We start from the raw sequence: 22,627 nt of genomic DNA, 5'->3' as shown, positions 1-22,627 counted from the left end.
AAAAAGCGCTGAATGCGCTGATCGCAGTACGCCCCTGTAGGCCAATCGGCAGAGCCAGTGCACTCAAAATGCATACAGTGTGGGTTCGAGTCCCACCAGGGGCACACCGCATCCGCCGCAGGGCGGATCCGCCGCCACCGCGGCCGTTCCGGCGTCGTGTCGCCGCACGTCCCGGGCCCGCACGGTGACGTGCGCCGTGATGTGCACCGTGACCCGCGCCATGCCGGGCGGGGGCGCCCTCTCCGGCCGGACGGGTAACGCGCCCCACGGAGGGTGTTTCCGCACACGAAAGGCCGAAGTGGTTCGGTCGTGGGCGGCACCGCCGGTAGCCTGAAGTCTCCGGTCGCAGTTCCCGTTTCGTTCGTGAGGAGATCCCCGGTGACCGACAACGTTCCCGCAGACACGCCGGCCGAGGACGGCCCGCAGCCCGGGTGGCGGGTGCTGGTCGTCGAGGACGAGGCCCTGATCCGGATGGACCTGGCCGAGATGCTCTCCGAGGAGGGCTACCAGGTCGCCGGCGAGGCCGGCGACGGCGAGGCCGCCATCACCCAGGCCCGCGAGCTGGAGCCGGACCTGGTGATCATGGACGTCAAGATGCCCAAGAAGGACGGCATCGAGGCCGCGGCCGTGATCGTCGAGGAGAAGATCGCCCCGGTCGTCATGCTGACCGCGTTCAGCCAGCGCGACCTCATCGAGCGTGCCCGCGACGCCGGCGCCATGGCCTACCTGGTCAAGCCGTTCGCCCGGCACGAGCTCGTGCCGGCGATCGAGCTCGCGGTCTCCCGGTTCTCGGAGAAGAAGGCGCTCGAGGACGAGGTCGCCTCGCTCAACGAGCGCTTCGAGACCCGCAAGGTCGTCGACCGGGCCAAGGGCCTGCTCATGACGCACCAGAAGATGTCCGAGCCCGAGGCCTTCCGCTGGATCCAGCGGACCGCCATGGACCGGCGGACGACGATGAAGGCGGTCGCCGACGCCGTCGTCGACGGGCTGGCACCCGCCAAGTCCTCCTGACACCCGGGCCCCGGTCCCGCACCGACGGCCCCGTCGCGCCCTCCGCGCGGCGGGGCCGTCGTGCGTCGTGACACGGGCGCGAGCGCATCGCTCGGACGGGTGGAAACGTTACGGTTCCGACGGTTCCGGAATGGCTTCGATCGTGGACGTGGTCCGGTTCACAGAGCAACGAAATCGTCACCCCGCGTCGCACGGCCGACACATCGAAAGATCCGTTCGTGACATCTGTGCGTCGAATCATCACATTCGTGTCACGAGCGGTGACCGGACCCCATTTCCTGGTGCGGGCGTACTAGTTTTCCGCCATCCTCCCTCGCCACGTCGACGGCGGGGGAGCGCTCGAAGGGGAACTTGTATGACGCGATCAATGTGGCGAGTCGCCGCCCTGGCCGGGGTGGCGTCGCTGGTTCTGGCCGGATGCGGCGGTGGTGGGGACGCCGGCTCCGGTGGAGAGGCAGGTGGATCGGAGGCTCCGTCCGCCGCCGGTGCCGACTGCACCCCGCCGCAGGCCCAGGCGACCGGGACACCCAGCACCGCGCCGCTGAAGATCGGCTCCCTGCTGCCGGAGACCGGCAGCCTCGCCTTCCTCGGCCCGCCGGAGTTCGCGGGCGTCGAGGTGGCGCTGAAGGAGATCAACGACGCGGGCGGTGTCCTGGGCAACCCGGTCCAGCACCTGCGCGGCGACTCCGGTGACGACACCACCGACATCGCCAACCAGACCGTCGACCGGCACCTCGCGGCCGGCTCGCAGGTCATCGTGGGTGCTGCGGCGTCCGGTGTGTCCAAGCTGGTCATCGACAAGGTCACCGGCGCCGGGGTGGTGCAGTTCTCGCCGGCGAACACCTCCGACGAGTTCACCTGCTGGCAGGACCGCGGGCTGTACTTCCGGACCGCACCGCCGGACGTCCTGCAGGCGCAGGCGCTCGCGCAGCTGATCACCGCCGACGGCGGCCAGCGGGTGAGCATCATGGCCCGGAACGACCCGTACGGTGCGGGTCTCGCCGACAACACCGAGCAGAACCTGGTCTCGGCCGGCATTCCGCAGGACCAGATCCAGAAGATCATCTACGACCCGAACGCGGCGTCGTTCAACCCGGAGATCGACCAGGTCGCGCAGTTCAACCCGGACTCGATCGCGGTGATCGGTTTCGACGAGTCGAAGCGGATCATCACCCGCATGAACGAGGTGCAGATCGGCCCGGCACAGAAGCGCCTCTACGGGACCGACGGCAACATGGGCAACGCCCTCGGCGAGGGCCTTCCGCCCGGGCTGCTCAACGGGATGAAGGGCACCACCCCGCTGACCGAGCTCTCCGGAGACTTCGAGCAGCGGCTGCGTGCCGAGGACCCGGCGCTGACCGACGTCAACTACGCCGGTGAGTCCTACGACGCCGTCGTGGTCTCCGCGCTGGCGGCGGAGGCGGCCAAGTCCACCAACGGCGCCGACATCGGGACGCAGATCAACGCGGTCACCAAGGAGGGCGAGAAGTGCACCACCTTCGCGGCCTGCAAGGCGATCCTCGACCGGGGCGGCGACGTCGACTACGACGGCGTCACCGGCACGCTGGACTTCACCGACGCCGGTGAGCCCGGTTCCGGTTCCTACGGCGTCCTGACCTTCACGCCGCAGAACGAGCTCAGCGACGACACCACCTACATCAAGGTGGGCGCGCAGGGCTGACGCACCGCGCACGACGATCCCGAGGGGCGGTCCGCCATGGCGGTCCGCCCCTCGGGCGTCCGCGGGCCGGCGACCTGGTTCCGGGAACGACGAACGGCCCCGCACCCCTTCGAAGGGGTGCGGGGCCGTCCGTCGCCGGAGGAGCGGCTCAGTCCTTCTTCTCGCTGCTCCCGGCCAGCGTGCCGAGGTACAGCTCGATGACCTTCGGGTCGTTCAGCAGCTCCCGGCCACCCGCGGTGTAGGCGGCCCGGCCCTGGTCCAGGACGTAGCCGCGGTCGCAGATCTGCAGGCACCGGCGGGCGTTCTGCTCGACCATGATCACCGAGACGCCGGCGGCGTTGATCCGCTTGCAGCGCACGAAGACCTCGTCCTGCAACATCGGCGACAGGCCCGCGGAGGGCTCGTCGAGCAGCAGGACCGACGGCTCCATCATCAGCGCCCGGCCCATCGCGACCATCTGGCGCTCACCGCCGGACAGCGACCCGGCCTTGGTCTTCCGGCGCTGTCCCAGCATCGGGAACAGGTCCGCGACGACCTCGAACCGCTTCGCGAAGGTCCGGGGGCGCAGGTACACGCCCATCTCCAGGTTCTCCTCGATCGAGAGCGAGGGGAACACGTTGTCCCGCTGGGGCACGTAGCCGAGCCCCTTGGTGACCAGGGCGTGCGCCTTGGCGCCGGTGATGTCGGCGTCGCGCAGCCGGACCGTGCCCCGGCGCACCGGGATCAGCCCGAACATCGCCTTGAGCAGCGTGGACTTGCCGGCGCCGTTCGGGCCGATGATCCCGACGATCTCCCCGTCGCGCAGGAAGAAGTCGCTGTCGTTGAGGATGTCGACCCCCGGCACGTACCCCGCGACGAGCGAGTCGACGCGCAGCAGCGCCCCCTCGGCCAGCTCGCGGTGTGCCTCCGGCGTCGCCGCCTGCTCCGCGTCCCGGGTCGTGCCCGGGCCGGGGTTCTCGGTCATGTGCGCTTCTCCTCGTCGGACCGGGCGTCCCGGCCGTGCTCGGCCTCCCCGAGCTCCTCGGCCTCCATCTCGGCGACCAGGTCGGCGGTCTCGCCCACCGGGTTGCCGTCGGCGTCGAACTCGAGCACCTGGTCGTGGTGGGCGCCCAGGTAGGCGTCGACGACGGCCTGGTTCGACGACAGCGCCGCCGGCGGCCCCTCCGCGATGACCTGCCCCTGGGCCATGACGACGACCCAGTCGGAGATGTCGCGGATGACGTCCATGTCGTGCTCGACGAACACCACGCTCATGCCCTCGTCGCGCAGCGACTTCACGTGACCCAGCAGGCTCTGGGTGAGCGCCGGGTTCACGCCCGCCATCGGCTCGTCGAGCATGACGACCTTCGGCTGCATCATCAGCGCGCGCGCCATCTCGAGCAGCTTGCGCTGCCCGCCGGAGAGCGAGCCCGCCAGGTCGTCGGCCTTGGTGTCGAGCTTGAAGCGGGCCAGCAGCTCGTGGGCCCGCTCGGTGATCTGCCGTTCCTGGGCGCCCCAGCCGGTGAACAGCGCGCCGAGGAAGCTCTCCCCGCGCTGGCCGGTGGCGCCGAGGCGCATGTTCTCGATGACGGTCATGCCGGCCAGGGCCTTGGTCAGCTGGAACGTGCGGACGACGCCGCGGCGTGCCACCCGGTGCGGCGGCAGCTTCTGCAGCGGCGTGCCGTCGTAGACCCACGAGCCGGAGTCGGCCCGGTCGAAGCCGGTGAGCAGGTTGAACAGGGTGGTCTTCCCGGCGCCGTTCGGCCCGATCAGGCCGGTGATGGCGCCGCGCTGGAACTCGAGGTGCCCCACGTCGACGGCGGTGAGGCCGCCGAAGGTGCGGGTCACCCCGTCCACGGTGAGCACCGCGTCCGGCTTGGCGACCCCCGGCTCGGGGGACACGCCGGCCAGCGCGCGGCCCGGGTCGGGGCGGTCGGCAGGGGCGTTCCCGGTGTCCGTGGTGTCCGCGCCGGTGAGCGCGGTGTCCCGGGTGATCTCGGTGTCGTCAGTGCTGTCTGGGCTGTCGTCCCCGTGGGGACCGCGGTCAGCGGCCATCGCCGAGCACCTCCCTCCGGCGTCCGAAGATGCCCTGTGGTCGGTACACCATCATGAGGCCCAGGAAGGCGCCGACGAGCACGAACCGGATCGCGCCGACGTCCTGGGACGAGATGAAGGGCAGCAGCGGGTTCTCGCCCGCCGTCGCCTGGCGCAGGAACGCGTCGGCGATGGAGAGCAGGAACCAGAACAGCATCGCACCGATCACCGGCCCGAAGACGCGGCCCGCGCCGCCGAGGATGAGCGCGGCGTAGGCGAAGAACGTCTGCGGCGGGGAGTAGAAGTCCGGCGTGAGGGACTGGGTCGCCAGGGCGAAGAAGATCCCGCCGAGGGCGCCGAACACGCCACCGAGGGAGAGCGCCTGCATCTTGTAGGCGAACACGTTCTTGCCCAGCGCCCGCGCGGCGTCCTCGTCCTCGCGGATCGCCTTGAGGACGCGGCCCCACGGGCTCCGCACGAGCAGCCAGGTGAGCAGCACGCACAGCCCGACGATCGTCCAGCCCACGAGGATCGCCCACAGGTCCGGCCCGCGGACCTCGAGTCCCAGGATGTCGTAGGACGGCTGGGTGAACGGGTTCGCCGCGGCGAACGCGTCGGCGAAGCCGGTGAGGCCCTGGGTGCCGCCGGTGAAGTCGGTCTGCGAGGTGGAGCGGGTGACGAGCCGCAGGATCTCGGCGGCCGCGATCGTCACGATCGCGAGGTAGTCCGCCCGCAGCCGCAGTGTCGGGATGCCCAGGATCAGCGCCAGCGCGACGCCGCAGGCCATACCGATGATCACACCGAGCCAGAGCGGGGCACCGAAGTTGGCCACGGAGATGCCCATGCCGTAGGCGCCGACCAGCGCGAAGCCGATCTGGCCGAAGTTCAGCAGTCCGGTGTAGCCGAAGTGGATGTTCAGGCCGAGTGCCAGCAGCGCGAAGAAGATGGCCGAGGGGCCGATCAGCTGCGAGAACCCGACGGTCAGGAGTTGTCCGACATCGATCACGGTGTCCCCCCTCAGCCGATCCGGGCCTTGGACCCGAGCAGGCCCTGCGGACGGAACACCAGGATCACGATCAGCACCGCCAGACCGCCGAGGTACTTGAGGTCGAGCGGCAGCACGAGCGTGGACAGCTGCACGAGGATGCCGACGATGAGGCATCCGAGCAGCGCGCCGTAGGCCGTGCCCAGGCCGCCGAGGATGACGCCGGCGAACATCAGCAGCAGGAGCCGGAAGCCCATCTCGTACTGCACCGTGCTGGAGAGCTCGGACAGCGCGAACAGCACACCGCCGAGGGTGGCCAGCCCGCCGCCGAGCATCCAGACGAACAGGATGACCCGGTCCACGTTGATGCCCGAGGACGCCGCGAGGTCCCGGTTGTCCGACACCGCGCGCATCGCCTTGCCGATCCGGGTGCGCTGCAGGAGCAGCGCCACCCCGAGGAGCACGACGACGGCGATGACGATCGCCGACAGGTCCTTGTCGGTGAGCGCGATCGGGCCGTAGTTGCGCACCTGCTGGGCGGTGTAGTCGGTGAAGGACTCCGACCGGCCACCGAAGAAGATCAGGATCAGGTAGCGGAGCGCGATCGACAGGCCGATCGAGACGACGAGCTGGGCGATCAGCCCGGCGCCCCGCCTCCGGAGCCTGCGCCAGATCCCGAGGTCGTTGGCGGCGCCGAGCGCCGCTCCGACGAGCACCGCGATGATCGTCGCCGGGATCAGCTGGACCCCGCCGACGACGTTGATGTACCAGGCGACGACGGCTCCGATGGTGACCATCTCGCCGTGCGCGAAGTTGGTCAGGCCGGTGGTGCCGAAGATCAGCGACAGGCCGATCGCGGAGATCCCGATGACCAGGCCGAACCGGATGCCGTCGACCAGCAGCCGCAGGAACGTCGCGAAGCCGCCGGTGGCGGCCCCCTGGACCTCCTCGCCGAACCGGAAGACGACGGTGTTCAGCGAGCCCTCGGCGACCTCGCGGGTCGTCTCGCCCTGGAGCACCTGGGTGCCCGGCGGGAGGGTGGCCTCGTCGAGGCGGAAGGTGTAGCTCCCCGCCGCCGGGACGGTGAGCTCCCACCGGCCGTTCGCCTGCGAGGTGGCCTGGGCGACCGGGGCGCCGTCGCGGGCCGCGACGATCGTGACGCCGGCGAGCGGCTGACCGTTCTGGTCGCGCAGCGTGCCGCTGACGTCGATGCCGTCCTGGGACTGGGCGGGGAGTGCCGCCGCGGGCGCGGCGGCCGGGGCGGGTGCGGGCGCGGCGGCGGCGAGCGCGGTGCCGGACAGCGTGATCGTGCCGATCAGCGCGATCATCAGCCCGATCAGCCAGCGGACCGCGGCCGGGGTCGGGGACCGCCGTGGGGCGCCCGCGCGGACGTCACCCGCGCGTGGGGCGCTCCTCCGGAGCGGTGTGCGGGGTGGTGGCAACGTTCGTCCGTCCTCGTGGGGCGTCGTACGACACCCGGGTGGGTGATCGGACGGAACCTAGCCGAGGAGAGGACTGGTACGAGCGTCTCGAACGAGGCCGTAGCCGAGACGTAACGCGGCGGTACCGCAGGGCGAGGATCAGGACACGAGCGGTCGTGTGTCCCGGTGCAGACAGGTGAGCTTCGCGGTGCAGACGCGACGCCCGTCGTCGTCCACGAGCACGATCTCGGACGTCGACGTGGACCGTCCCATGTGGATCGCGCGGGCCGTGCCGGTGACGTGTCCCGAGGTGGCCGACCGGTGGTGGGTGCAGGACAGCTCGAGGCCGACCGGGAACCGCTCGGGCAGCGCGTTGAGTGCCGCCAGCACCGAGCCGAGGGTCTCGGCGAGCACCGCGCTCGCGCCGCCGTGCAGGAGGCCGTACGGCTGACGGTTGCCCGCGACCGGCATCCGCCCGACGACCTCGTCGGCGGTCGTCGTGAGCAGCTCGATGCCCATCCGCTCGCCCAGCTGCTCGGCGGAGTGCTCGGGGGACATCTCGGGGAGCTCGGCGGCGTCGATCGGCACGGGAGCGACCCTACGACCCCTGCGGGCCCGCCGGACGAAGGGACGCGGTGACGACGGCGACTCCGGATCCCCTTGATCACTCGAAGGGGTGGCGATAGCGTTTCGTTCCATAATAGAGAGCATTGCAAACTTTCGGTCGGCGACGGGGGCGGCAGATGGACGGGATCGGACGGCGTCAGGTGTTGCGGGGCGCGGTGGGGACAGGACTGGCCCTGGTCGGTGCGGGCGTGCCCGCCACGGCGGCCGCCGCGGCACCCGGGGGAGCGGCGCGCGCCGCGGCACCGGGGATCCCGGAGGCCGTGCCGGACGCCGACGGGGCACTGCGGCGCCTCGCCGAGGGCAACCGGCGCTGGCGCGACCTGCATCCCGAGCACCCGCACGAGGGCGCCGAGGTCCGGACCCGGCTGGTCGGCGGGCAGCACCCCTTCGCGACCGTGCTCTGCTGCGTCGACTCCCGGGTGCCGCCCGAGCTCGTGTTCGACCAGGGGCTCGGTGACCTGCTCACCGTCCGGACCGCGGGCCAGGTGCTCGACGACGCCGTGCGGGGCAGCCTGGAGTTCGGCCGGGCCGAGCTGGGGATCCCGCTGGTCGTGGTGCTCGGTCACACGTCCTGCGGCGCCGTCGCCGCGGCCGTGGACGCCGCGGCGGCGGGGGAGGAGCCGTCCGGCCGTCTCGGCTTCCTGGTCGACGCGATCGCGCCGGCGCTCCCCGCGTCCGGCACGCGCGAGGAGCGGATCGCCGCCGGGGTGGACGAGAACGTCCGGCGGATCGTGGCGGTACTGCGGGCCGACCCGGACCTGTCGGGGCCGGGGTCCGGCGGGGTGCCGACGGTGGTGGGTGCCCGTTACGACCTGGGGACCGGGCGGGTCGACCGGATCGTCTGAGCCGCAGCCGGTCCGGCCCGGCCCTCCCGGGCGGCCGCGGTGCTCGACACATCGCGGCGTGCGCACTTGCCCGATCCGACCGGTTCCCGCGATCGTGATCACCGACGGTGCATCCCTAGCGGAACGAGAGGTTCATGGCGAACGACGGCAGGCCGACCGCGACCGAGGCGTGGTCGACGATGCTCGAGGGCAACGGGCGCTGGCAGCGCGACGAGACCACCGGGCCGCACCGCACGGCCCGGGACCGGGAGTCGGCCGTCGGCGGCCAGGCGCCCGCGGCGATGGTGCTGTCCTGTGCGGACTCCCGGGTCCCCGCGGAGCTGGTGTTCGACCTCGGCCTGGGCGACCTGTTCGTCGTCCGGACCGCGGGTCAGGTCGTGGACGACGCGGTGCGCGGCACCCTCGCCTACGGGGCGGGTGCGCTGGGCATCCCGCTGCTGGTCGTGCTGGGTCACTCGCACTGCGGTGCGGTGAAGGCGGCGGTCTCGGTGGCGGCCGGCGGCGACACCCCGGCACCCGCGCCGTTGGGGTGGCTGGTCGGCGACATCGCGCCCGTCTGCTCGGGTGAGGGCGACGAGGCCGTGGCCGCCGCGGTGGACGCCAACGTCCGCCGCGAGGTCGCGCAGCTCGGCACCGAGCCGGCGCTCGCCGAGCTGGTGCGCGACGGGCGGCTGACGATCGTCGGCGCCCGCTACGACCTGGAGACCGGCGCGGTCGTCGGGCTCTGACCGCACGGGCGGGCCGGTGCGCCGGCCCGCCCGGCGCTCACGCGGGCCTGCGGGTCACCAGGATCGCGGTGCCCGGGAAGAGCTCGCCCCGCAGCGGCGACCACTGGCCCCACACCCGGTCGTGCCCCTCCGGCCACTCCGGCTCCACCAGGTCCTCGAGGACCAGCCCGGCGGCGACGACGTCGCGCACCCGGTCGCCGATCGTCCGGTGGTGCTCGACGTAGGTGGCCCGGCCCTGCGCGTCGACCTCGAGGTAGGGCGTCCGGTCGAAGTACGACTGCGTGACGGTCAGGCCGGCCGGGCCGGGATCGTCGGGGAACATCCAGCGCATCGGATGGTTCACCGCGAACACCCAGCGCCCGCCGGGGCGCAGCACCCGGTGCACCTCGCGCATGACCCGCTCCGGCTCCGCGACGAACGGGATCGCGCCGAAGGCGGAGCAGGCCAGGTCGAAGGTCCGGTCGCCGAACGGCAGGTGCTCCGCGCCCGCCTGGACGAGCGGCACCGCGATCCCGGTCCGTCCGTTGAGCGCCGCGGCGTGCCGGAGCATGCCGCCGGAGACGTCCAGCGCGACCGGGTGCGCGCCGTGCGCGGCGAGCCACCGGCTGCAGGGGGCCGACCCCGCGCCGATCTCCAGGACCCGCCTGCCGGCGAGGGACTCCCGCGGGCCGAGCAGCTCCGCCTCGTCCTCGTGGAGGTTCTCCGGGCACCAGACGAACGCCGCGTCGCCGATGTCGGCACCGTGCTCGGCCAGGTAGTCGTCGGCGTCGGCGTCGGCGTCCCACCACCGGCGGCCCGCGGCCTCGGACTCGGCGCCGGACACCCGGCGCCGGGCCACGCCCGCGGTCCCGACGGCGGTCTCGGCGGAGGAATACTCGTCGCGGCTGCTCATCGCCACCCGATCGTCGCAGTGCCGGCCGTTCGCCCGTTTACCGGACCCGCATTGCCCGGGACTTTCGGTGCCGCGTAGCATGATTTCCTGACCGTGGTCAACGTGTCGGACGACCGCCCGGCGCCACTCCTGCGCCGCCTCGCGACCGCCCGTCGCACGTAGGTTCCGACCACGGGAATCGACGCCAGAGGGTGACTGTTACAACGTCACAGCTATACGCACCAGAACCGGTGAGCGTTGCTGCAGCAGCGCGGACCGGACCGCCCATGTCAGAGAAATCCATCGGAGCACCCCACTACATGTCCACCGACACCACCGCCGCCCCGACCACGCCGCAGGTCGCTATCAACGACATCGGGTCGGAGGAGGACTTCCTCGCCGCCATCGACCAGACGATCAAGTACTTCAACGATGGCGACATCGTCGAAGGCACCATCGTCAAGGTCGACCGTGACGAGGTCCTGCTCGACATCGGCTACAAGACCGAGGGCGTCATCCCCTCGCGCGAGCTGTCGATCAAGCACGACGTCGACCCCGCCGAGGTCGTCGAGGTCGGCGAGTTCGTCGAGGCCCTCGTCCTCCAGAAGGAGGACAAGGAAGGCCGCCTGATCCTGTCCAAGAAGCGCGCCCAGTACGAGCGCGCCTGGGGCACGATCGAGGCCCTCAAGGAGGCCGACGAGCCGGTCGAGGGCACCGTCATCGAGGTCGTCAAGGGCGGCCTGATCCTGGACATCGGGCTCCGTGGCTTCCTCCCGGCCTCGCTGGTCGAGATGCGCCGCGTCCGCGACCTGCAGCCGTACGTCGGCCGCAAGATCGAGGCCAAGATCATCGAGCTGGACAAGAACCGCAACAACGTGGTCCTGTCCCGCCGCGCCTGGCTCGAGCAGACCCAGTCCGAGGTCCGCAGCGAGTTCCTCAACCAGCTGCAGCGCGGCCAGGTCCGCAAGGGCGTCGTCTCCTCGGTGGTCAACTTCGGTGCGTTCGTCGACCTGGGCGGTGTCGACGGCCTGGTGCACGTCTCCGAGCTGTCCTGGAAGCACATCGACCACCCCTCCGAGGTGGTCGAGGTCGGCCAGGAGGTCACCGTCGAGGTCCTCGACGTGGACCTCGACCGCGAGCGGGTCTCCCTGTCGCTGAAGGCGACCCAGGAGGACCCGTGGCGCCTCTACGCCCGGACCCACGCGATCGGCCAGATCGTCCCGGGCAAGGTCACCAAGCTCGTCCCGTTCGGCGCGTTCGTCCGCGTCGAGGAGGGCATCGAGGGCCTGGTCCACATCTCCGAGCTGGCCGAGCGCCACGTCGAGGTGCCGGAGCAGGTCGTCCAGGTCGGCGACGACGCGATGGTCAAGGTCATCGACATCGACCTCGACCGGCGTCGCATCTCCCTCTCGCTGAAGCAGGCGAACGAGGGCATGACGACCGAGACCGAGTTCGACCCGACCCGGTACGGCATGGCCGCCGAGTACGACGACCAGGGGAACTACATCTACCCCGAGGGCTTCGACGTCGACTCCGGCGAGTGGAAGGAGGGCTTCGACGAGGCCCGTTCCACCTGGGAGAAGCAGTACTCCGAGGCCCAGGCCCGCTACGAGCAGCACATGGCGCAGATCCGCAAGGCCGCCGAGGCCGAGGCGGAGGGTGGCGACGACGTCGCGCCGGCCAACTACTCCTCGGGCGGGGGCGACGAGCGTCCCAGCGCCGGCAGCAGCACCGGTGGCAGCGGCGGTGGCCAGGCCGAGTCGGGCGGCTCCCTCGCCAGCGACGAGCAGCTCGCCGCGCTGCGGGAGAAGCTCTCCGGCGGAGCCTGATCCCGTGACCCGGCCCCCCGCGGGCCGGATCGCAGTGCCGCACCGAGCCCCGGTGACCCCTGTGGTCGCCGGGGCTCGGCGCATGTCGGCGGCCGTCCGAGGGAGTACATCGGCGTGTCGACACGACCGGGTGATGCCTGCGCCGTTGCACGGCGTGTCGGTTCGGACACGCCGGGTAGAGATCACGGTTCGGCACCGGTCGCCCTACGCTCCGGCTGCGTTCGGGAAGTCGATCTCCGCCGGGCTCTAGATTGTCATCATGGTCGGCCGCTCCGTCCGCCGGACGCGCTCCGGCACCGCCCTGCAGTCCTTCTCCGCCACCCGTCGCGGACGGGTGGCGCTCCTCGCCGGGGTCGCCCTCGTCGGGGCCGTCTTCTCCGGATGCGCCACCGCGTCGGGTGATCCCGGGATCGCCGTCCCGACCTTCGCCGCGGAGGACTCGGCCTCGGCCCAGTCCGGGTCCGCGCCGATCCCGATCGCCCTGCCCACCGACTGTGCGCAGATCATGGACCCGGAGCAGGCCGGTGCCCTGTTCGGCCAGGTCCTCGGCTCCGTGTCGGTCCAGTCCGTGCGCGGGGTCCCCGAGCTGGCCGTGAACCGCACCGAGCGCACCGCCTGCACCTACCGTGCCGGCGGGCAGGAGCAGGCGTTCGGCGGTGGCGGCGCCCGCAACAGCGGCCCGGTGCTGTACCAGCTCAACATCGGCCGGTACGGCGACACCGCATCGGCGACCCGGCAGTGGCAGCTCAACGCCAACGCCGAGCGGTCGGACGCCACGGCCTCGCGGGACATCACCGTCGGGACTGTCCCCGGGGTGCTGATCGAGCGGCCGGACGAGACCACCCTCGCGATGGTCTACGGGGTCGACACGCTGACCTTCATCCTGCCGGTCGCGGCGCCGGGGCAGAACCGCCCGGCCTCGGAGACCCTGCCGGACCTCGCCCAGCGCATCCTCCCGGCGCTCACGCCGACGCAGCCGCCGTCGGCGCGCCCGGCCACGCCGGCGCCGGGCGGCCCCGTGTCGCAGGCGGGCCGTCCCGCCTCCGGTGCACCCGGCGCGACCTGATCACGTCCTGACGGTCGTCGCCGATACGGTGCTCGTGTGCTGCGGACAGGGCTGACCGGAGGAATCGGGGCGGGCAAGTCGACGGTCGCCCGCCGTCTCGTCGAGCGTGGGGCGGTGCTGGTCGACTCCGACCGCATCGCCCGCGAGGTCGTCGCGGGCGGGACCGAGGGGCTCGCCGCGGTGGTCGGGGCGTTCGGTGACGGCGTGTTGGGGCCGGACGGCGAGCTCGACCGGCCCGCGCTCGCGTCGATCGTCTTCGGGGACCCGGAGGCCCGGCGCACGCTGGACGGGATCGTGCACCCGCTGGTGCGGGCACGCTCGGACGAGCTCGTCGCCGCGGCGCCGCCGGAGGCGATCGTCGTGCAGGACGTCCCGCTGCTCGTGGAGGGCGGGACGGCGCCGGCGTTCCCCCTCGTCGTCGTGGTCGGGGTCGACGCCGAGGAGCGGGTCCGTCGGCTCGTCGGGGCCCGCGGGATGGCCGAGGCCGACGCCCGCGCCCGGATCGCGGCCCAGGCCACCGACGCGCAGCGCCGGGCCGCTGCGGACGTCTGGCTCGACAACTCCGGCGACGAGGACTCCACCCGTCGCCGGGTGGACGCGCTGTGGGACGAGCGGCTGGTGCCGTTCGAGGAGAACCTGCGCCGCGGGCGACCGGTGTCCGACGGGGCCCCGAGCCTGGTCGAGCCGGACCCGGACTGGGCCGGGCAGGCCCGCAGGCTCGCCGACCGGATCGGCGTCGCGGCCGGGCGGCTCGGGCGCGGCGTCGAGCACGTCGGCTCGACGGCGGTACCCGGGCTCCGCGCCCGCGACGTGCTGGACCTGCAGCTGGCGGTCGAGTCGCGCTCCGACGCCGCACTACTGGCCGGTCCGCTCGCCGACGCCGGATTCCCGGTGGACCCGGGGGCGGAGCCGGACGCCGCGGGAACCGTCCGGGTGCACCGTTCCGCCGATCCGGGCCGGCCGGCCGTCGTCGTCGTGCGGGTCCACGGTTCCCCCGCGTGGCGGCACGCGCTCGGGATCCGGGACCGCCTCCGTGCCGACGACCGGGCCCGTGCCGGCTACGCCGAACGGAAGCAGGCCGCCGCGACGCTCTACGGGGACGATCCGGACCCGATCCGCTACTCGGCGCACACGGCGGCGTGGCGCGACGACCCGTCCGGGTGATACGTCCGTCCGGGTGTGATGCGATCCGTGACGCCCGCGTGAAGATCCACCCGTTTCTGTAACGGTTCCTGCTCGTTGGTCGATCAGGCGGGGAGAGAGCGTCGGCGCTCCCGTCCCGCCGGGGTACGGGCGGTCTCCGCCGGTCGGGCCGCACCGCGGCCCGGTCGGCACGGGGACCGGGTACGGCGACGAGAGGACACGGGGTTGAGCACGGTGGCGCAGCGATACGGGGCGGGCGGCGAGTACGCCGAGCCCGGTCGCGTGCCCGGCGTCCCCCATCCGGACGAGTACGGGTACGACCCCTACGTCGGAGGGGCCCCGGGTGCCGAGTACGGGGCCTGGACCGGCGGCGGTGCGTGGGACGACGGACCGGCGGGCGAGGAGCCCCCGCCGATCAGCGGGGCGATGGTGCAGCAGCACCGCACGCTCCCGCACGGCGAGCTCCGCGCGGACTTCGGTGCACACCTCGAGACGCACTACCCGCGCCTGGTGGCCCAGCTCTACGCGATCACGCTGAACCCGCAGGAGGCGCACGACGCCGCGCAGGACGCGTACTCGCGCGCCTGGCGGCGCTGGTCGGACCTGCGGGCCGACGACGGCCACGGCGCCGACGGCGACGGGGCCGTCGGCTGGGTGCGCCGGGTCGCGATCCGGACCTCGATGCGTGGCCGGTTCCTGCGGCGCAGGCGCCGTCCCTCCGCGGAGGAGACCGACCCGCGCACCGGGGCCCTGTTGGAGGCGCTGGGCCGGCTCGGCGCGGCGGACCGCCGCGCGGTCGTGCTGCACCACATGGCGGGCCTGCCGGTCGGCGCCGTGGCGGAGCTGGAACGGGTCGGGGAGCAGGACGTCCGGCGACGGCTGGCGCGGGGGCGCGAGATCGTCACCGAGGGCATGGCCGAGGTGCTGGAGGAGATCGTCGGGGCGCCCGTGGCGTTCCCCGGCGCGGACGGTGGGTACCCGCCCGCCGTCGAGGGGGGACGGGCATGAACGGGTACGGCGACATCGACCGCGAGTTCCACCGGCTCGACGACGTGCTGGCGGCCGCGGTGCCGCTGCCGGCGATCGACGACGTGATCGCCCGCGCCGCCGGAGCCCGGCGCGCGACCACCGCCGCGGCCGCCGCGGTGCTGACCGTCGGCTCGCTGGGCGGGCTCACCGCGGTCGCGACGGCCGCTGCCCCGGGCGGCTCCTTCGTCGGAGCGCCGTTCGCCATCGCCTCGCCGCAGACCGGCGCCTCGACCCCGGCGCCGGTGCAGGCCGAGGAGCCGGGCAGCCCCGCGCTCGACGACGGGACGCTGCCGCCGTCGTTCGACCCCACCACCGCCGCGACCGAGGGCGGCGCGCTGGAGGGCTCCGGCCCCGTGGCGGGTGCTCCGGCGCCCGTGCTGCCGCCGCCCCCGGCGCCGCCCGCCGGTGGGGGACAGGTCCCGCCGCCCCCGCCCGCACCGGGTCCGGGGCCGGGTCCGGGCACACCGCCGCCGGGGGACGACGACGGTGGCAGCACGCCGCCCCCGTCGACGACGAACCCGCCGGAGGGCTCGCCGGACCCGACCACCCCGCCGACGACGCCGCCGCCGAGCGAGACGCCGACGCCGACCCCCACCGACGACCCGACGACGCCGCCGTCGTCGTCGAACGGGGAGGGCTCGCCGGAGCCGACCGAGACGACGACCTCGAGCTCGGCTGCCCCGACCACGAGCTCGACGACGGCCGGCCCGACCAGCACCAGCTCGGAGACCGGCGAGTCGTCGAGCACCAGCGCCGTCGGGCTCGGCCCGGCACAGCACCCGGCCGTCTGACCGGGCGCCGGGTCAGCCGGCGAGATCGGCGGGGGCCTCGGGCTCGGCGCGCGGCCCCAGGTCGACGCCGAGCGAGGCCAGCCACGCCTCGTGGTCGTGGCCGTGCCGCGCGAGACCGTCGAGCACCGCGTGCGAGCGCTCCAGGGCGTACTCGGCCTGCACGGGGTCCAGGAGGCCCTGGGCGACCGCGGCGACGAACTCGTCCGTGTCGACGACCTCGGTCTCCCGGCCGCGGTGGACCACGAGATCCAGGTAGAGGTCGGTCATCCGGATCCGCCGGCCCTCCCGGACCAGCGACGCGACGTCGATGTACATGTCCTGGTCACGCTCGTGCCCGGGCCGCCACCGCCAGTCGGACAGACAGACGCCGAGTTCCGGCAGCACCCAGGACTCGACCCACCAGGCGTTCGGCCGGGCGACGACCGGCCGGGAGACGTAGAGCCCCCAGCTCTCCTCCCGGAGCGTCTCGATCTCGCGGCGGATGCCCTTGGTGTCGTACTGGGCACGGGCGTCGGGGTCGAACAGCTGCGACTTCGGCGGGTGCACGGGGTGCATCCTGCCGGGGCGGGCGAGGGGCTGTCAGGGGCGTACGACGCGAAACTGTCGGAGGTCGCTCGTACCCTGGGGCCATGGCTTTCGCGACCGAGGTCCCGGGCTCCGCGGCGAGCACCGCCGCCGACGTGCACCCCGATGCCGGCACCACGCCGACGGACACGCCGCTCGCGCACTCCGAGCACCGCCCGGTCGGCGAGATCGAGCGGAAGGACGGCCGGTTCCAGGTCGTCAGCGACCTCCAGCCGGCGGGGGACCAGCCGACGGCGATCGCGGACCTCGACCGGCGGCTCCGCGCCGCCGAGCAGGACATCGTGCTGATGGGCGCGACCGGTACGGGCAAGTCGGCGACCACGGCCTGGCTGATCGAGCAGCAGCAGCGGCCGACGCTCGTGATGGCGCCCAACAAGACGCTGGCCGCACAGCTGGCGAACGAGCTGCGGGAGATGCTGCCGCACAACGCGGTCGAGTACTTCGTCTCGTACTACGACTACTACCAGCCCGAGGCGTACATCGCGCAGACCGACACCTACATCGAGAAGGACAGCTCCGTCAACGACGACGTCGAGCGGCTGCGGCACTCGGCCACGATGAACCTGCTGTCCCGGCGCGACGTCGTCGTGGTCGCGTCGGTGTCCTGCATCTACGGCCTCGGTACCCCGCAGTCGTACCTGGACCGGTCGGTGGCCCTGGCGGTCGGTGAGGAGGTCGAGCGGGACCGGTTGTTGCGGCTCCTTGTCGACATCCAGTACACGCGCAACGACATGTCCTTCACCCGCGGCACCTTCCGGGTCCGCGGGGACACCGTCGAGATCATCCCGGCGTACGAGGAGCTGGCGCTGCGGATCGAGTTCTTCGGCGACGAGATCGAGGCGCTCTACCACCTCAACCCGCTGACGGGGGACACCGTCGAGCAGGTCGACGAGATCCGGATCTTCCCGGCCACCCACTACGTCGCGGGCCCGGACCGGATGGAGCGTGCGGTCTCCGACATCGAGGCCGAGCTGGAGCAGCGGCTCGAGCAGCTGGAGAACCAGGGCAAGCTGCTCGAGGCCCAGCGCCTGCGGATGCGCACCCAGTACGACATCGAGATGATCCGGCAGGTCGGGTTCTGCTCGGGCATCGAGAACTACTCGCGTCACATCGACGGCCGCGGGGCCGGCACCGCACCGGCCACGCTGATCGACTACTTCCCGGAGGACTTCCTCCTCGTCATCGACGAGTCGCACGTGACCGTGCCGCAGATCGGCGGCATGTACGAGGGCGACATGTCCCGCAAGCGCAACCTCGTCGAGTACGGGTTCCGGCTCCCGTCGGCGGTCGACAACCGGCCGCTGACCTGGGAGGAGTTCGCCGACCGGATCGGTCAGACCGTCTACCTGTCCGCCACCCCGGGGCCCTACGAGCTGAACCGGACCGGCGGTGAGTTCGTCGAGCAGGTGATCCGGCCGACCGGGCTGGTCGACCCCGAGGTCGTGGTGAAGCCCACCAAGGGCCAGATCGACGACCTGGTCGCCGAGATCCGCGACCGCACCGAGCGCGACGAGCGGGTCCTGGTCACCACGCTGACCAAGAAGATGGCCGAGGACCTCACCGACTACCTGCTCGAGCTCGGCATCAAGGTCAGGTACCTGCACTCCGAGGTCGACACGCTGCGCCGGGTGGAGCTGCTGCGCCAGCTGCGGTCCGGCGAGTACGACGTGCTGGTCGGCATCAACCTGCTCCGCGAGGGTCTCGACCTGCCCGAGGTGTCGCTGGTCGCGATCCTCGACGCGGACAAGGAGGGCTTCCTGCGCTCGGGCACGTCGCTGATCCAGACGATCGGCCGCGCCGCGCGGAACGTGTCCGGCCAGGTGCACATGTACGCCGACCGGATCACCGACTCGATGCAGTACGCCATCGACGAGACCGACCGTCGCCGGGCGAAGCAGGTCGCCTACAACACCGAGCGCGGCATCGACCCGCAGCCGCTGCGCAAGCGGATCGCCGACATCCTCGACCAGGTCTACCGCGAGGCCGAGGACACCGAGTCGGTGCCGGTCGGCGGCTCCGGGCGCAACGCCTCCCGGGGCAAGCGGGCCGCCGGCGAGGCGGGCCGGGCCCCGTCGGCGGGCAGCGCCGGTGTGCCGGCGAAGGACACCGCGGGGATGCCGCGGGCCGAGCTCGCCGACCTGATCCAGCAGATGAACGACCAGATGCTGACCGCGGCCCGGGACCTCCAGTTCGAGCTCGCGGCCCGGCTGCGTGACGAGATCGGGGACCTCAAGAAGGAGCTGCGCGGGATGGACGCGGCCGGGGTGACGTGACGGCCGTGCCGTAGGGCGGCCGGGCTGTGGGTGTGCCACGGCCTCCCGCTACCGTGGGCCACCGTTCTCGTCCACCACACGGCCGTCCGGGTCCTCCGGCCCGGCCCCGGCGCGCAGCGGAGGAGCCCGCGTGACCGTCACCAGCACCACGCCCGACCCGGACGTGCCCGTCCCCGGTGCCGGGACCCTGTTCCGGCTGCGGTCCGCGGCGCTGACCACGGCCACGCTCTGGGTGACGGTGCCGCTGCTGGCGGTCTCGCTGTTCTGGTCGTTCATCCGGCTCGGCGGCTACGCGCTCGATCTCGACGTCTACCGGCTCGGCGTGCAGGTGTGGATGGCGGGCGGCGACATGTACGGCCCGCTGCCGTTGCCGATGAACGGGCCCCCGCTGCCCTTCATCTACCCGCCGTTCGCGGCGATCGCGATGGTCCCGCTGACGGTGATCCCGTACGGCGCCGCGTTCGGCACCCAGTTCGTCGTCTCGTTGCTCTCGCTGGCGCTGTGCATCGTGCTGGCGATCCGGGCGGCGTGGCCGGCGGGCGGATGGCGTGCCGCGCTCGTCCTCGGAGTGCCGGCACTGGCGGCGACGCTGCTGATCGAGCCCGTGGCGCAGACCTACGCCTTCGGCCAGATCAACCTGGTCCTGATGGCGCTGGTCGCCGTCGACTGCCTCGCCCCCCGCACGCTCTGGCCGCGCGGCATGCTGCTCGGGCTCGCCGCCGCGATCAAGCTGACCCCCGGCGGGCTGGTGCTGTTCTTCCTGGTGCGCCGTGACTGGAAGGCGGCGGGCGTCGCCGTCGTCACCGGTGTCGTCGCCACCGGGATCGGGTTCCTCGTCGATCTCGACTCGTCGGTCCGTTACTGGTTCGTCGGGGGGCCGGCGGCCGGGGTGAGCGGGTCGACGTTCTTCTCCAACGAGACCGTGCAGGCGTCGCTGGCCCGGATGGGGCTGCCCGAGCCGTGGTTCACCGTGCTGTGGCTGCTGATCGTAGCCGGGCTGCTCGCGCTGGCGGTGCCGGTGATCCGCCGCAGCGAGCCGGTGATCGCGCTGTCGGCGACCGCCGCCGTCGTCCTGATGGCGACGCCCACCGCCTGGTCGCACCACTGGGTGTGGGTGGTGCCCGCCCTGATCGGCATCGCCGCGCACGCGATCCGGTACCGGTCCGTCGCCTGGGGGGTGGTCGGCGCGGTCATCGCGACGATCTTCTTCCTCGCGCCGTTCCGCTGGCTGCCGAACGTGTGGGGCGTCCAGATGCGCTGGACCTGGTACGAGCAGCTGCTCTGCGCCAGCTACGTCGTCCCGGCGGTGATCGCGCTCGCCCTGGGCTGCTGGTACGTCACCCGCGGGGCGGGCCGCCCGGGCGGCCCGGCGGCACCTGCGCCGGAGATGCTCCGCGTCGGGCCCTGACCCCGCCCCGACCGGCTCGTCGTTCGGCGTGCCCCTATGGCGCGCGCCACAGGGGCACGCCTAACCTGGGGCCGGGAGGTGCCGGTGGCCGACGACGACGTCGAGAACGAGGCGAGCATCTGCGCGGTACGTCCGGGCACCGATCTCGGCAGGCACGCCCGCATGCTGTCCCGGCTGCACGACGCCGTGCTGTCCGGCGACGCCGTGCCCGACCGTGCCCGACGGCTGGTGGCCCGCTCCTGGGACCGGGTCCGCGCGCAGGGTGTGAACCCCGACGCGGGTGACCCTCCCGGTCCGCTCGACGCGGGCGTGGTGGAGCAGCGACGGACCACCTCCCCGCTGGTCCCGGTGCTCCCGGCGTTGCGGTCGGCGCTCACCTCGATCGCCGAGGACGCGCGGCACGTGATGGTGGTGACCGACGCCGACGGGGTGCTGCTCTGGCGAGAGGGCTCCACCTCCGTCCGCCGCCGTGCCGACGCACTGGGCTTCACCGAGGGCGCGAACTGGTCGGAGCGCACGGTCGGCACGAACGCGATCGGGACCGCGATCGCCGAGGACGGGCCGGTCCAGATCTTCTCCGCCGAGCACTTCGTGCGCAGCCACCACGGCTGGACCTGCACCGCGGCACCGGTGCACGACCCGCGCAGCGGGGAGCTGCTCGGGGTCGTCGACATCTCCGGGCCCGCCGAGACCATCCATCCGACGACGGTCGCGCTGGTCGACACCGCGGTGCGCCTCGCCGAGGCCGGGCTGTGGCAGTGGCACGAGGCCCGGCTGGAGATGCTGCGCACCATCGGCGCCCCGATGCTCGCCCGCTCGTCGGGGCCCGGTCTGGTCGTCGACGACCACGGCTGGGTCGCCGCTGCGACCGGGCTGCCCGGTGTGGAACGGGTCGCGGCACCGACCGCGGACCGGTTGCTCGCGGTGCACGGCCTGGGCCCGTGTCTCCCGGAGCCGGTCCCGGGCGGGTGGCTGCTGCGGCCCGCCGACGCCGGCGGCTCCCCGCGGATGCGGCTCCGCCTGGACCTGGACGCCCGCCCGCCGAGCGCCGTCGTCGAGGGCACCTCCCGCTGGGTGCACCCGCTGTCGATCCGGCACGCCGAGGTGCTCGTCCTCCTGGCCCGTGCGGGCACCGGTGGGCTGGACGCGGCGGCGCTGTCGCAGGGCCTGTACGGCGACCGGGCGCACCTGGTCACGGTGCGCGCGGAGATGTCCCGGCTCCGGCGTGGCCTCGGCGGGATCCTGCTGGCCCGCCCGTACCGGATCGCCCCGGAGGTCGAGCTGGACCTCGCCGGGGTCGCGCAGAGCCGGATCGTCCGCGACTCGGCGGCACCCGGCGTCGCCGCCCTCCGCCGGGCCTGACGGCCCGCGGCCGTCCCGCTGCAACCCGGCTGCAACGGTGGCCGTGACCGCCGTCACGCGGTGGACTCGGTGTGGCGGGCCGGGACCGGCCCACGCGGCAGGGACGCCGCGCCGCGCGCACCGGCGTCCCGCGCGTCTGCCGAGACGAAGGGAGCCGACATGGGTGTCGCCGTGGTCACCGGGGCAGGGCGGGGGATCGGGCGGGGGATCGCGTTGCGCCTCGCCCGCGACGGCCACTCGGTCGCCGTCAACGACGTGAACGCCGACGGCGCCGCCGCGGTGGCCGAGGAGATCGTCGCGGCCGGCGGGACCGCCCGTCCGTATCCCGGCGACGTCACCGACCCGGACGCCGTCACCGCGCTGGTTGGCCGGGTCGTCGACGAGCTCGGCGGGCTGGACGTCATGGTCGCGAACGCCGGGATCGCCCAGGTCAAGCCGCTGCTGGAGGTCACCCCCGACGACCTGCGGAGGATCTTCGACGTCAACGTGTTCGGTGTCGTGTACTGCCTGCAGGCCGCGGCCCGCGTGATGATCGACCGCGGTACCGGGGGCAAGATCGTCAACGCCGCGTCGATCGCCGGCCACGCCGGGTTCGACCTGCTCGGCCACTACTCGGCGACCAAGTTCGCCGTCCGCGCGCTGACCCAGGCCGCGGCGAAGGAGCTCGCGCCGCACCGGATCACCGTCAACGCCTACTGCCCGGGCATCGTCGGCACCGACATGTGGGACCTCATCGACGAGCAGATGGGCGCCCGTAGCGGCGCGGCGAAGGGGGAGACCCTGAAGCAGTACGCCCAGGGCATCCCGCTGGGACGGGTGCAGACCGCCGACGACGTCGCGGCCTTCGTCTCCTACCTGGCCTCACCGGACTCGGACTACATGACCGGCCAGGCCGTCATGATCGACGGCGGGGTCGTCATGGTCTGAGCCGCGCCGGGCCGGGGAGCCCCCCGGCCCGG

Annotated in this window: 20 protein-coding genes and 1 tRNA gene; 14 read left to right on the top strand and 7 right to left on the bottom strand. The window is 72.9% G+C overall.

Annotation, left to right across the window (positions count from 1 at the left end):
* The first annotated feature begins 30 nt into the window (after positions 1-30).
* The 3 genes from AD017_RS01350 (at position 31) to AD017_RS01340 (ending at position 2,692) form a co-directional block, all read left to right on the top strand.
* Positions 31-104: transfer RNA gene (locus tag AD017_RS01350), tRNA-Leu, on the top strand.
* 274 nt (positions 105-378) lie between these two features.
* On the top strand, positions 379-1,011 hold the full coding sequence (locus AD017_RS01345; protein ID WP_010223703.1) for an ANTAR domain-containing response regulator: 633 nt from the start codon (positions 379-381) through the stop codon (positions 1,009-1,011).
* Positions 1,012-1,366: 355 nt separating this feature from the next.
* The gene (locus tag AD017_RS01340; protein WP_033198553.1) at positions 1,367-2,692 is read left to right on the top strand and encodes an ABC transporter substrate-binding protein; all 1,326 of its coding nucleotides are present in this window, start codon (positions 1,367-1,369) and stop codon (positions 2,690-2,692) included.
* 148 nt (positions 2,693-2,840) lie between these two features.
* Here the strand turns inward: AD017_RS01340 and AD017_RS01335 are convergent, their stop codons facing one another.
* From AD017_RS01335 to AD017_RS01315, 5 genes are all read right to left on the bottom strand, one after another.
* Positions 2,841-3,656 (bottom strand): ABC transporter ATP-binding protein, encoded by an 816-nt coding sequence (locus tag AD017_RS01335; RefSeq protein WP_010223708.1) that lies wholly within the window; start codon positions 3,654-3,656, stop codon positions 2,841-2,843.
* Complete coding sequence (locus AD017_RS01330; protein WP_010223710.1) at positions 3,653-4,726, bottom strand: ABC transporter ATP-binding protein; 1,074 nt, start codon at positions 4,724-4,726, stop codon at positions 3,653-3,655. The genes AD017_RS01335 and AD017_RS01330 overlap by 4 nt, the downstream gene beginning before the upstream one ends.
* A complete protein-coding gene (locus tag AD017_RS01325) occupies positions 4,716-5,711 on the bottom strand; it encodes a branched-chain amino acid ABC transporter permease (RefSeq protein WP_010223712.1) in 996 nt (331 codons plus the stop codon). The genes AD017_RS01330 and AD017_RS01325 overlap by 11 nt, the downstream gene beginning before the upstream one ends.
* A gap of 11 nt (positions 5,712-5,722) precedes the next feature.
* On the bottom strand, positions 5,723-7,018 hold the full coding sequence (locus AD017_RS01320) for a branched-chain amino acid ABC transporter permease (RefSeq protein WP_060572386.1): 1,296 nt from the start codon (positions 7,016-7,018) through the stop codon (positions 5,723-5,725).
* Positions 7,019-7,270: 252 nt separating this feature from the next.
* Complete coding sequence (locus tag AD017_RS01315) at positions 7,271-7,699, bottom strand: PaaI family thioesterase (RefSeq protein ID WP_010223717.1); 429 nt, start codon at positions 7,697-7,699, stop codon at positions 7,271-7,273.
* Positions 7,700-7,854: 155 nt separating this feature from the next.
* On the opposite strand from AD017_RS01315, the gene AD017_RS01310 reads away from it, so the two are divergent.
* Both AD017_RS01310 and AD017_RS01305 read left to right on the top strand, forming a co-directional pair.
* Positions 7,855-8,583 carry a carbonic anhydrase gene (locus AD017_RS01310; RefSeq protein ID WP_060572384.1) on the top strand — a complete coding sequence of 243 codons (729 nt, stop codon included), beginning with the start codon at positions 7,855-7,857 and terminating at the stop codon, positions 8,581-8,583.
* 134 nt (positions 8,584-8,717) lie between these two features.
* On the top strand, positions 8,718-9,311 hold the full coding sequence (locus tag AD017_RS01305) for a carbonic anhydrase (RefSeq protein WP_060572382.1): 594 nt from the start codon (positions 8,718-8,720) through the stop codon (positions 9,309-9,311).
* A gap of 37 nt (positions 9,312-9,348) precedes the next feature.
* Here AD017_RS01305 and AD017_RS01300 read toward each other — a convergent pair whose 3' ends face one another.
* Positions 9,349-10,203, bottom strand: a complete 855-nt coding sequence (locus tag AD017_RS01300; RefSeq protein WP_060576173.1) for a class I SAM-dependent methyltransferase — start codon at positions 10,201-10,203, stop codon at positions 9,349-9,351.
* 299 nt (positions 10,204-10,502) lie between these two features.
* On the opposite strand from AD017_RS01300, the gene rpsA reads away from it, so the two are divergent.
* The 5 genes from rpsA (at position 10,503) to AD017_RS35110 (ending at position 16,040) form a co-directional block, all read left to right on the top strand.
* A complete protein-coding gene (rpsA, locus tag AD017_RS01295) occupies positions 10,503-12,011 on the top strand; it encodes a 30S ribosomal protein S1 (RefSeq protein ID WP_010223723.1) in 1,509 nt (502 codons plus the stop codon).
* Positions 12,012-12,270: 259 nt separating this feature from the next.
* The gene (locus AD017_RS01290; RefSeq protein ID WP_060572380.1) at positions 12,271-13,077 is read left to right on the top strand and encodes a hypothetical protein; all 807 of its coding nucleotides are present in this window, start codon (positions 12,271-12,273) and stop codon (positions 13,075-13,077) included.
* A gap of 36 nt (positions 13,078-13,113) precedes the next feature.
* Entirely contained in the window at positions 13,114-14,241 is a 1,128-nt protein-coding gene (gene coaE, locus AD017_RS01285) for a dephospho-CoA kinase (RefSeq protein ID WP_060572378.1), read from the top strand.
* 213 nt (positions 14,242-14,454) lie between these two features.
* Positions 14,455-15,228: an RNA polymerase sigma factor gene (locus AD017_RS01280; RefSeq protein WP_060572377.1), complete on the top strand. Its 774-nt coding sequence runs from the start codon at positions 14,455-14,457 to the stop codon at positions 15,226-15,228.
* Positions 15,225-16,040 (top strand): hypothetical protein, encoded by an 816-nt coding sequence (locus tag AD017_RS35110; protein WP_060572375.1) that lies wholly within the window; start codon positions 15,225-15,227, stop codon positions 16,038-16,040. Before AD017_RS01280 ends, AD017_RS35110 begins: the two co-directional genes overlap by 4 nt.
* A gap of 12 nt (positions 16,041-16,052) precedes the next feature.
* On the opposite strand, the gene AD017_RS01270 is transcribed toward AD017_RS35110, so the two are convergent.
* Positions 16,053-16,595 carry a DUF402 domain-containing protein gene (locus tag AD017_RS01270; RefSeq protein ID WP_060572373.1) on the bottom strand — a complete coding sequence of 181 codons (543 nt, stop codon included), beginning with the start codon at positions 16,593-16,595 and terminating at the stop codon, positions 16,053-16,055.
* 74 nt (positions 16,596-16,669) lie between these two features.
* Here AD017_RS01270 and uvrB point away from each other — a divergent pair, with 74 nt between their 5' ends.
* From uvrB to AD017_RS01250, 4 genes are all read left to right on the top strand, one after another.
* Positions 16,670-18,898: an excinuclease ABC subunit UvrB gene (gene uvrB / locus AD017_RS01265; RefSeq protein WP_082398992.1), complete on the top strand. Its 2,229-nt coding sequence runs from the start codon at positions 16,670-16,672 to the stop codon at positions 18,896-18,898.
* Positions 18,899-19,028: 130 nt separating this feature from the next.
* Positions 19,029-20,306 carry a glycosyltransferase 87 family protein gene (locus AD017_RS01260; RefSeq protein WP_060572371.1) on the top strand — a complete coding sequence of 426 codons (1,278 nt, stop codon included), beginning with the start codon at positions 19,029-19,031 and terminating at the stop codon, positions 20,304-20,306.
* An 84-nt stretch (positions 20,307-20,390) separates the two neighbouring features.
* Positions 20,391-21,668, top strand: a complete 1,278-nt coding sequence (locus AD017_RS01255) for a GAF domain-containing protein (RefSeq protein ID WP_060572369.1) — start codon at positions 20,391-20,393, stop codon at positions 21,666-21,668.
* Positions 21,669-21,827: 159 nt separating this feature from the next.
* On the top strand, positions 21,828-22,595 hold the full coding sequence (locus tag AD017_RS01250) for an acetoin reductase (RefSeq protein ID WP_010241611.1): 768 nt from the start codon (positions 21,828-21,830) through the stop codon (positions 22,593-22,595).
* Positions 22,596-22,627 lie beyond the last annotated feature (32 nt).

Origin of the sequence: Pseudonocardia sp. EC080619-01 (assembly GCF_001420995.1) — a bacterium.
Lineage (GTDB): Bacteria > Actinomycetota > Actinomycetes > Mycobacteriales > Pseudonocardiaceae > Pseudonocardia.
This window is presented reverse-complemented; position numbering and strand designations above follow the sequence as displayed.

What these genes read in the sequence shown, in the direction of transcription:
- uvrB (WP_082398992.1), top strand. Translation starts at nt 16,670, where the DNA reads ATGGCTTTCGCGACCGAGGTCCCGGGCTCCGCGGCGAGCACCGCCGCC.
- AD017_RS35110 (WP_060572375.1), top strand. Translation starts at nt 15,225, where the DNA reads ATGAACGGGTACGGCGACATCGACCGCGAGTTCCACCGGCTCGACGAC.
- AD017_RS01250 (WP_010241611.1), top strand. Translation starts at nt 21,828, where the DNA reads ATGGGTGTCGCCGTGGTCACCGGGGCAGGGCGGGGGATCGGGCGGGGG.
- AD017_RS01320 (WP_060572386.1), bottom strand. Translation starts at nt 7,018, where the DNA reads ATGATCGCGCTGATCGGCACGATCACGCTGTCCGGCACCGCGCTCGCC.
- AD017_RS01300 (WP_060576173.1), bottom strand. Translation starts at nt 10,203, where the DNA reads ATGAGCAGCCGCGACGAGTATTCCTCCGCCGAGACCGCCGTCGGGACC.
- AD017_RS01305 (WP_060572382.1), top strand. Translation starts at nt 8,718, where the DNA reads ATGGCGAACGACGGCAGGCCGACCGCGACCGAGGCGTGGTCGACGATG.
- AD017_RS01340 (WP_033198553.1), top strand. Translation starts at nt 1,367, where the DNA reads ATGACGCGATCAATGTGGCGAGTCGCCGCCCTGGCCGGGGTGGCGTCG.
- rpsA (WP_010223723.1), top strand. Translation starts at nt 10,503, where the DNA reads ATGTCCACCGACACCACCGCCGCCCCGACCACGCCGCAGGTCGCTATC.
- AD017_RS01310 (WP_060572384.1), top strand. Translation starts at nt 7,855, where the DNA reads ATGGACGGGATCGGACGGCGTCAGGTGTTGCGGGGCGCGGTGGGGACA.
- AD017_RS01290 (WP_060572380.1), top strand. Translation starts at nt 12,271, where the DNA reads ATGGTCGGCCGCTCCGTCCGCCGGACGCGCTCCGGCACCGCCCTGCAG.
- AD017_RS01270 (WP_060572373.1), bottom strand. Translation starts at nt 16,595, where the DNA reads ATGCACCCCGTGCACCCGCCGAAGTCGCAGCTGTTCGACCCCGACGCC.
- AD017_RS01335 (WP_010223708.1), bottom strand. Translation starts at nt 3,656, where the DNA reads ATGACCGAGAACCCCGGCCCGGGCACGACCCGGGACGCGGAGCAGGCG.
- AD017_RS01330 (WP_010223710.1), bottom strand. Translation starts at nt 4,726, where the DNA reads ATGGCCGCTGACCGCGGTCCCCACGGGGACGACAGCCCAGACAGCACT.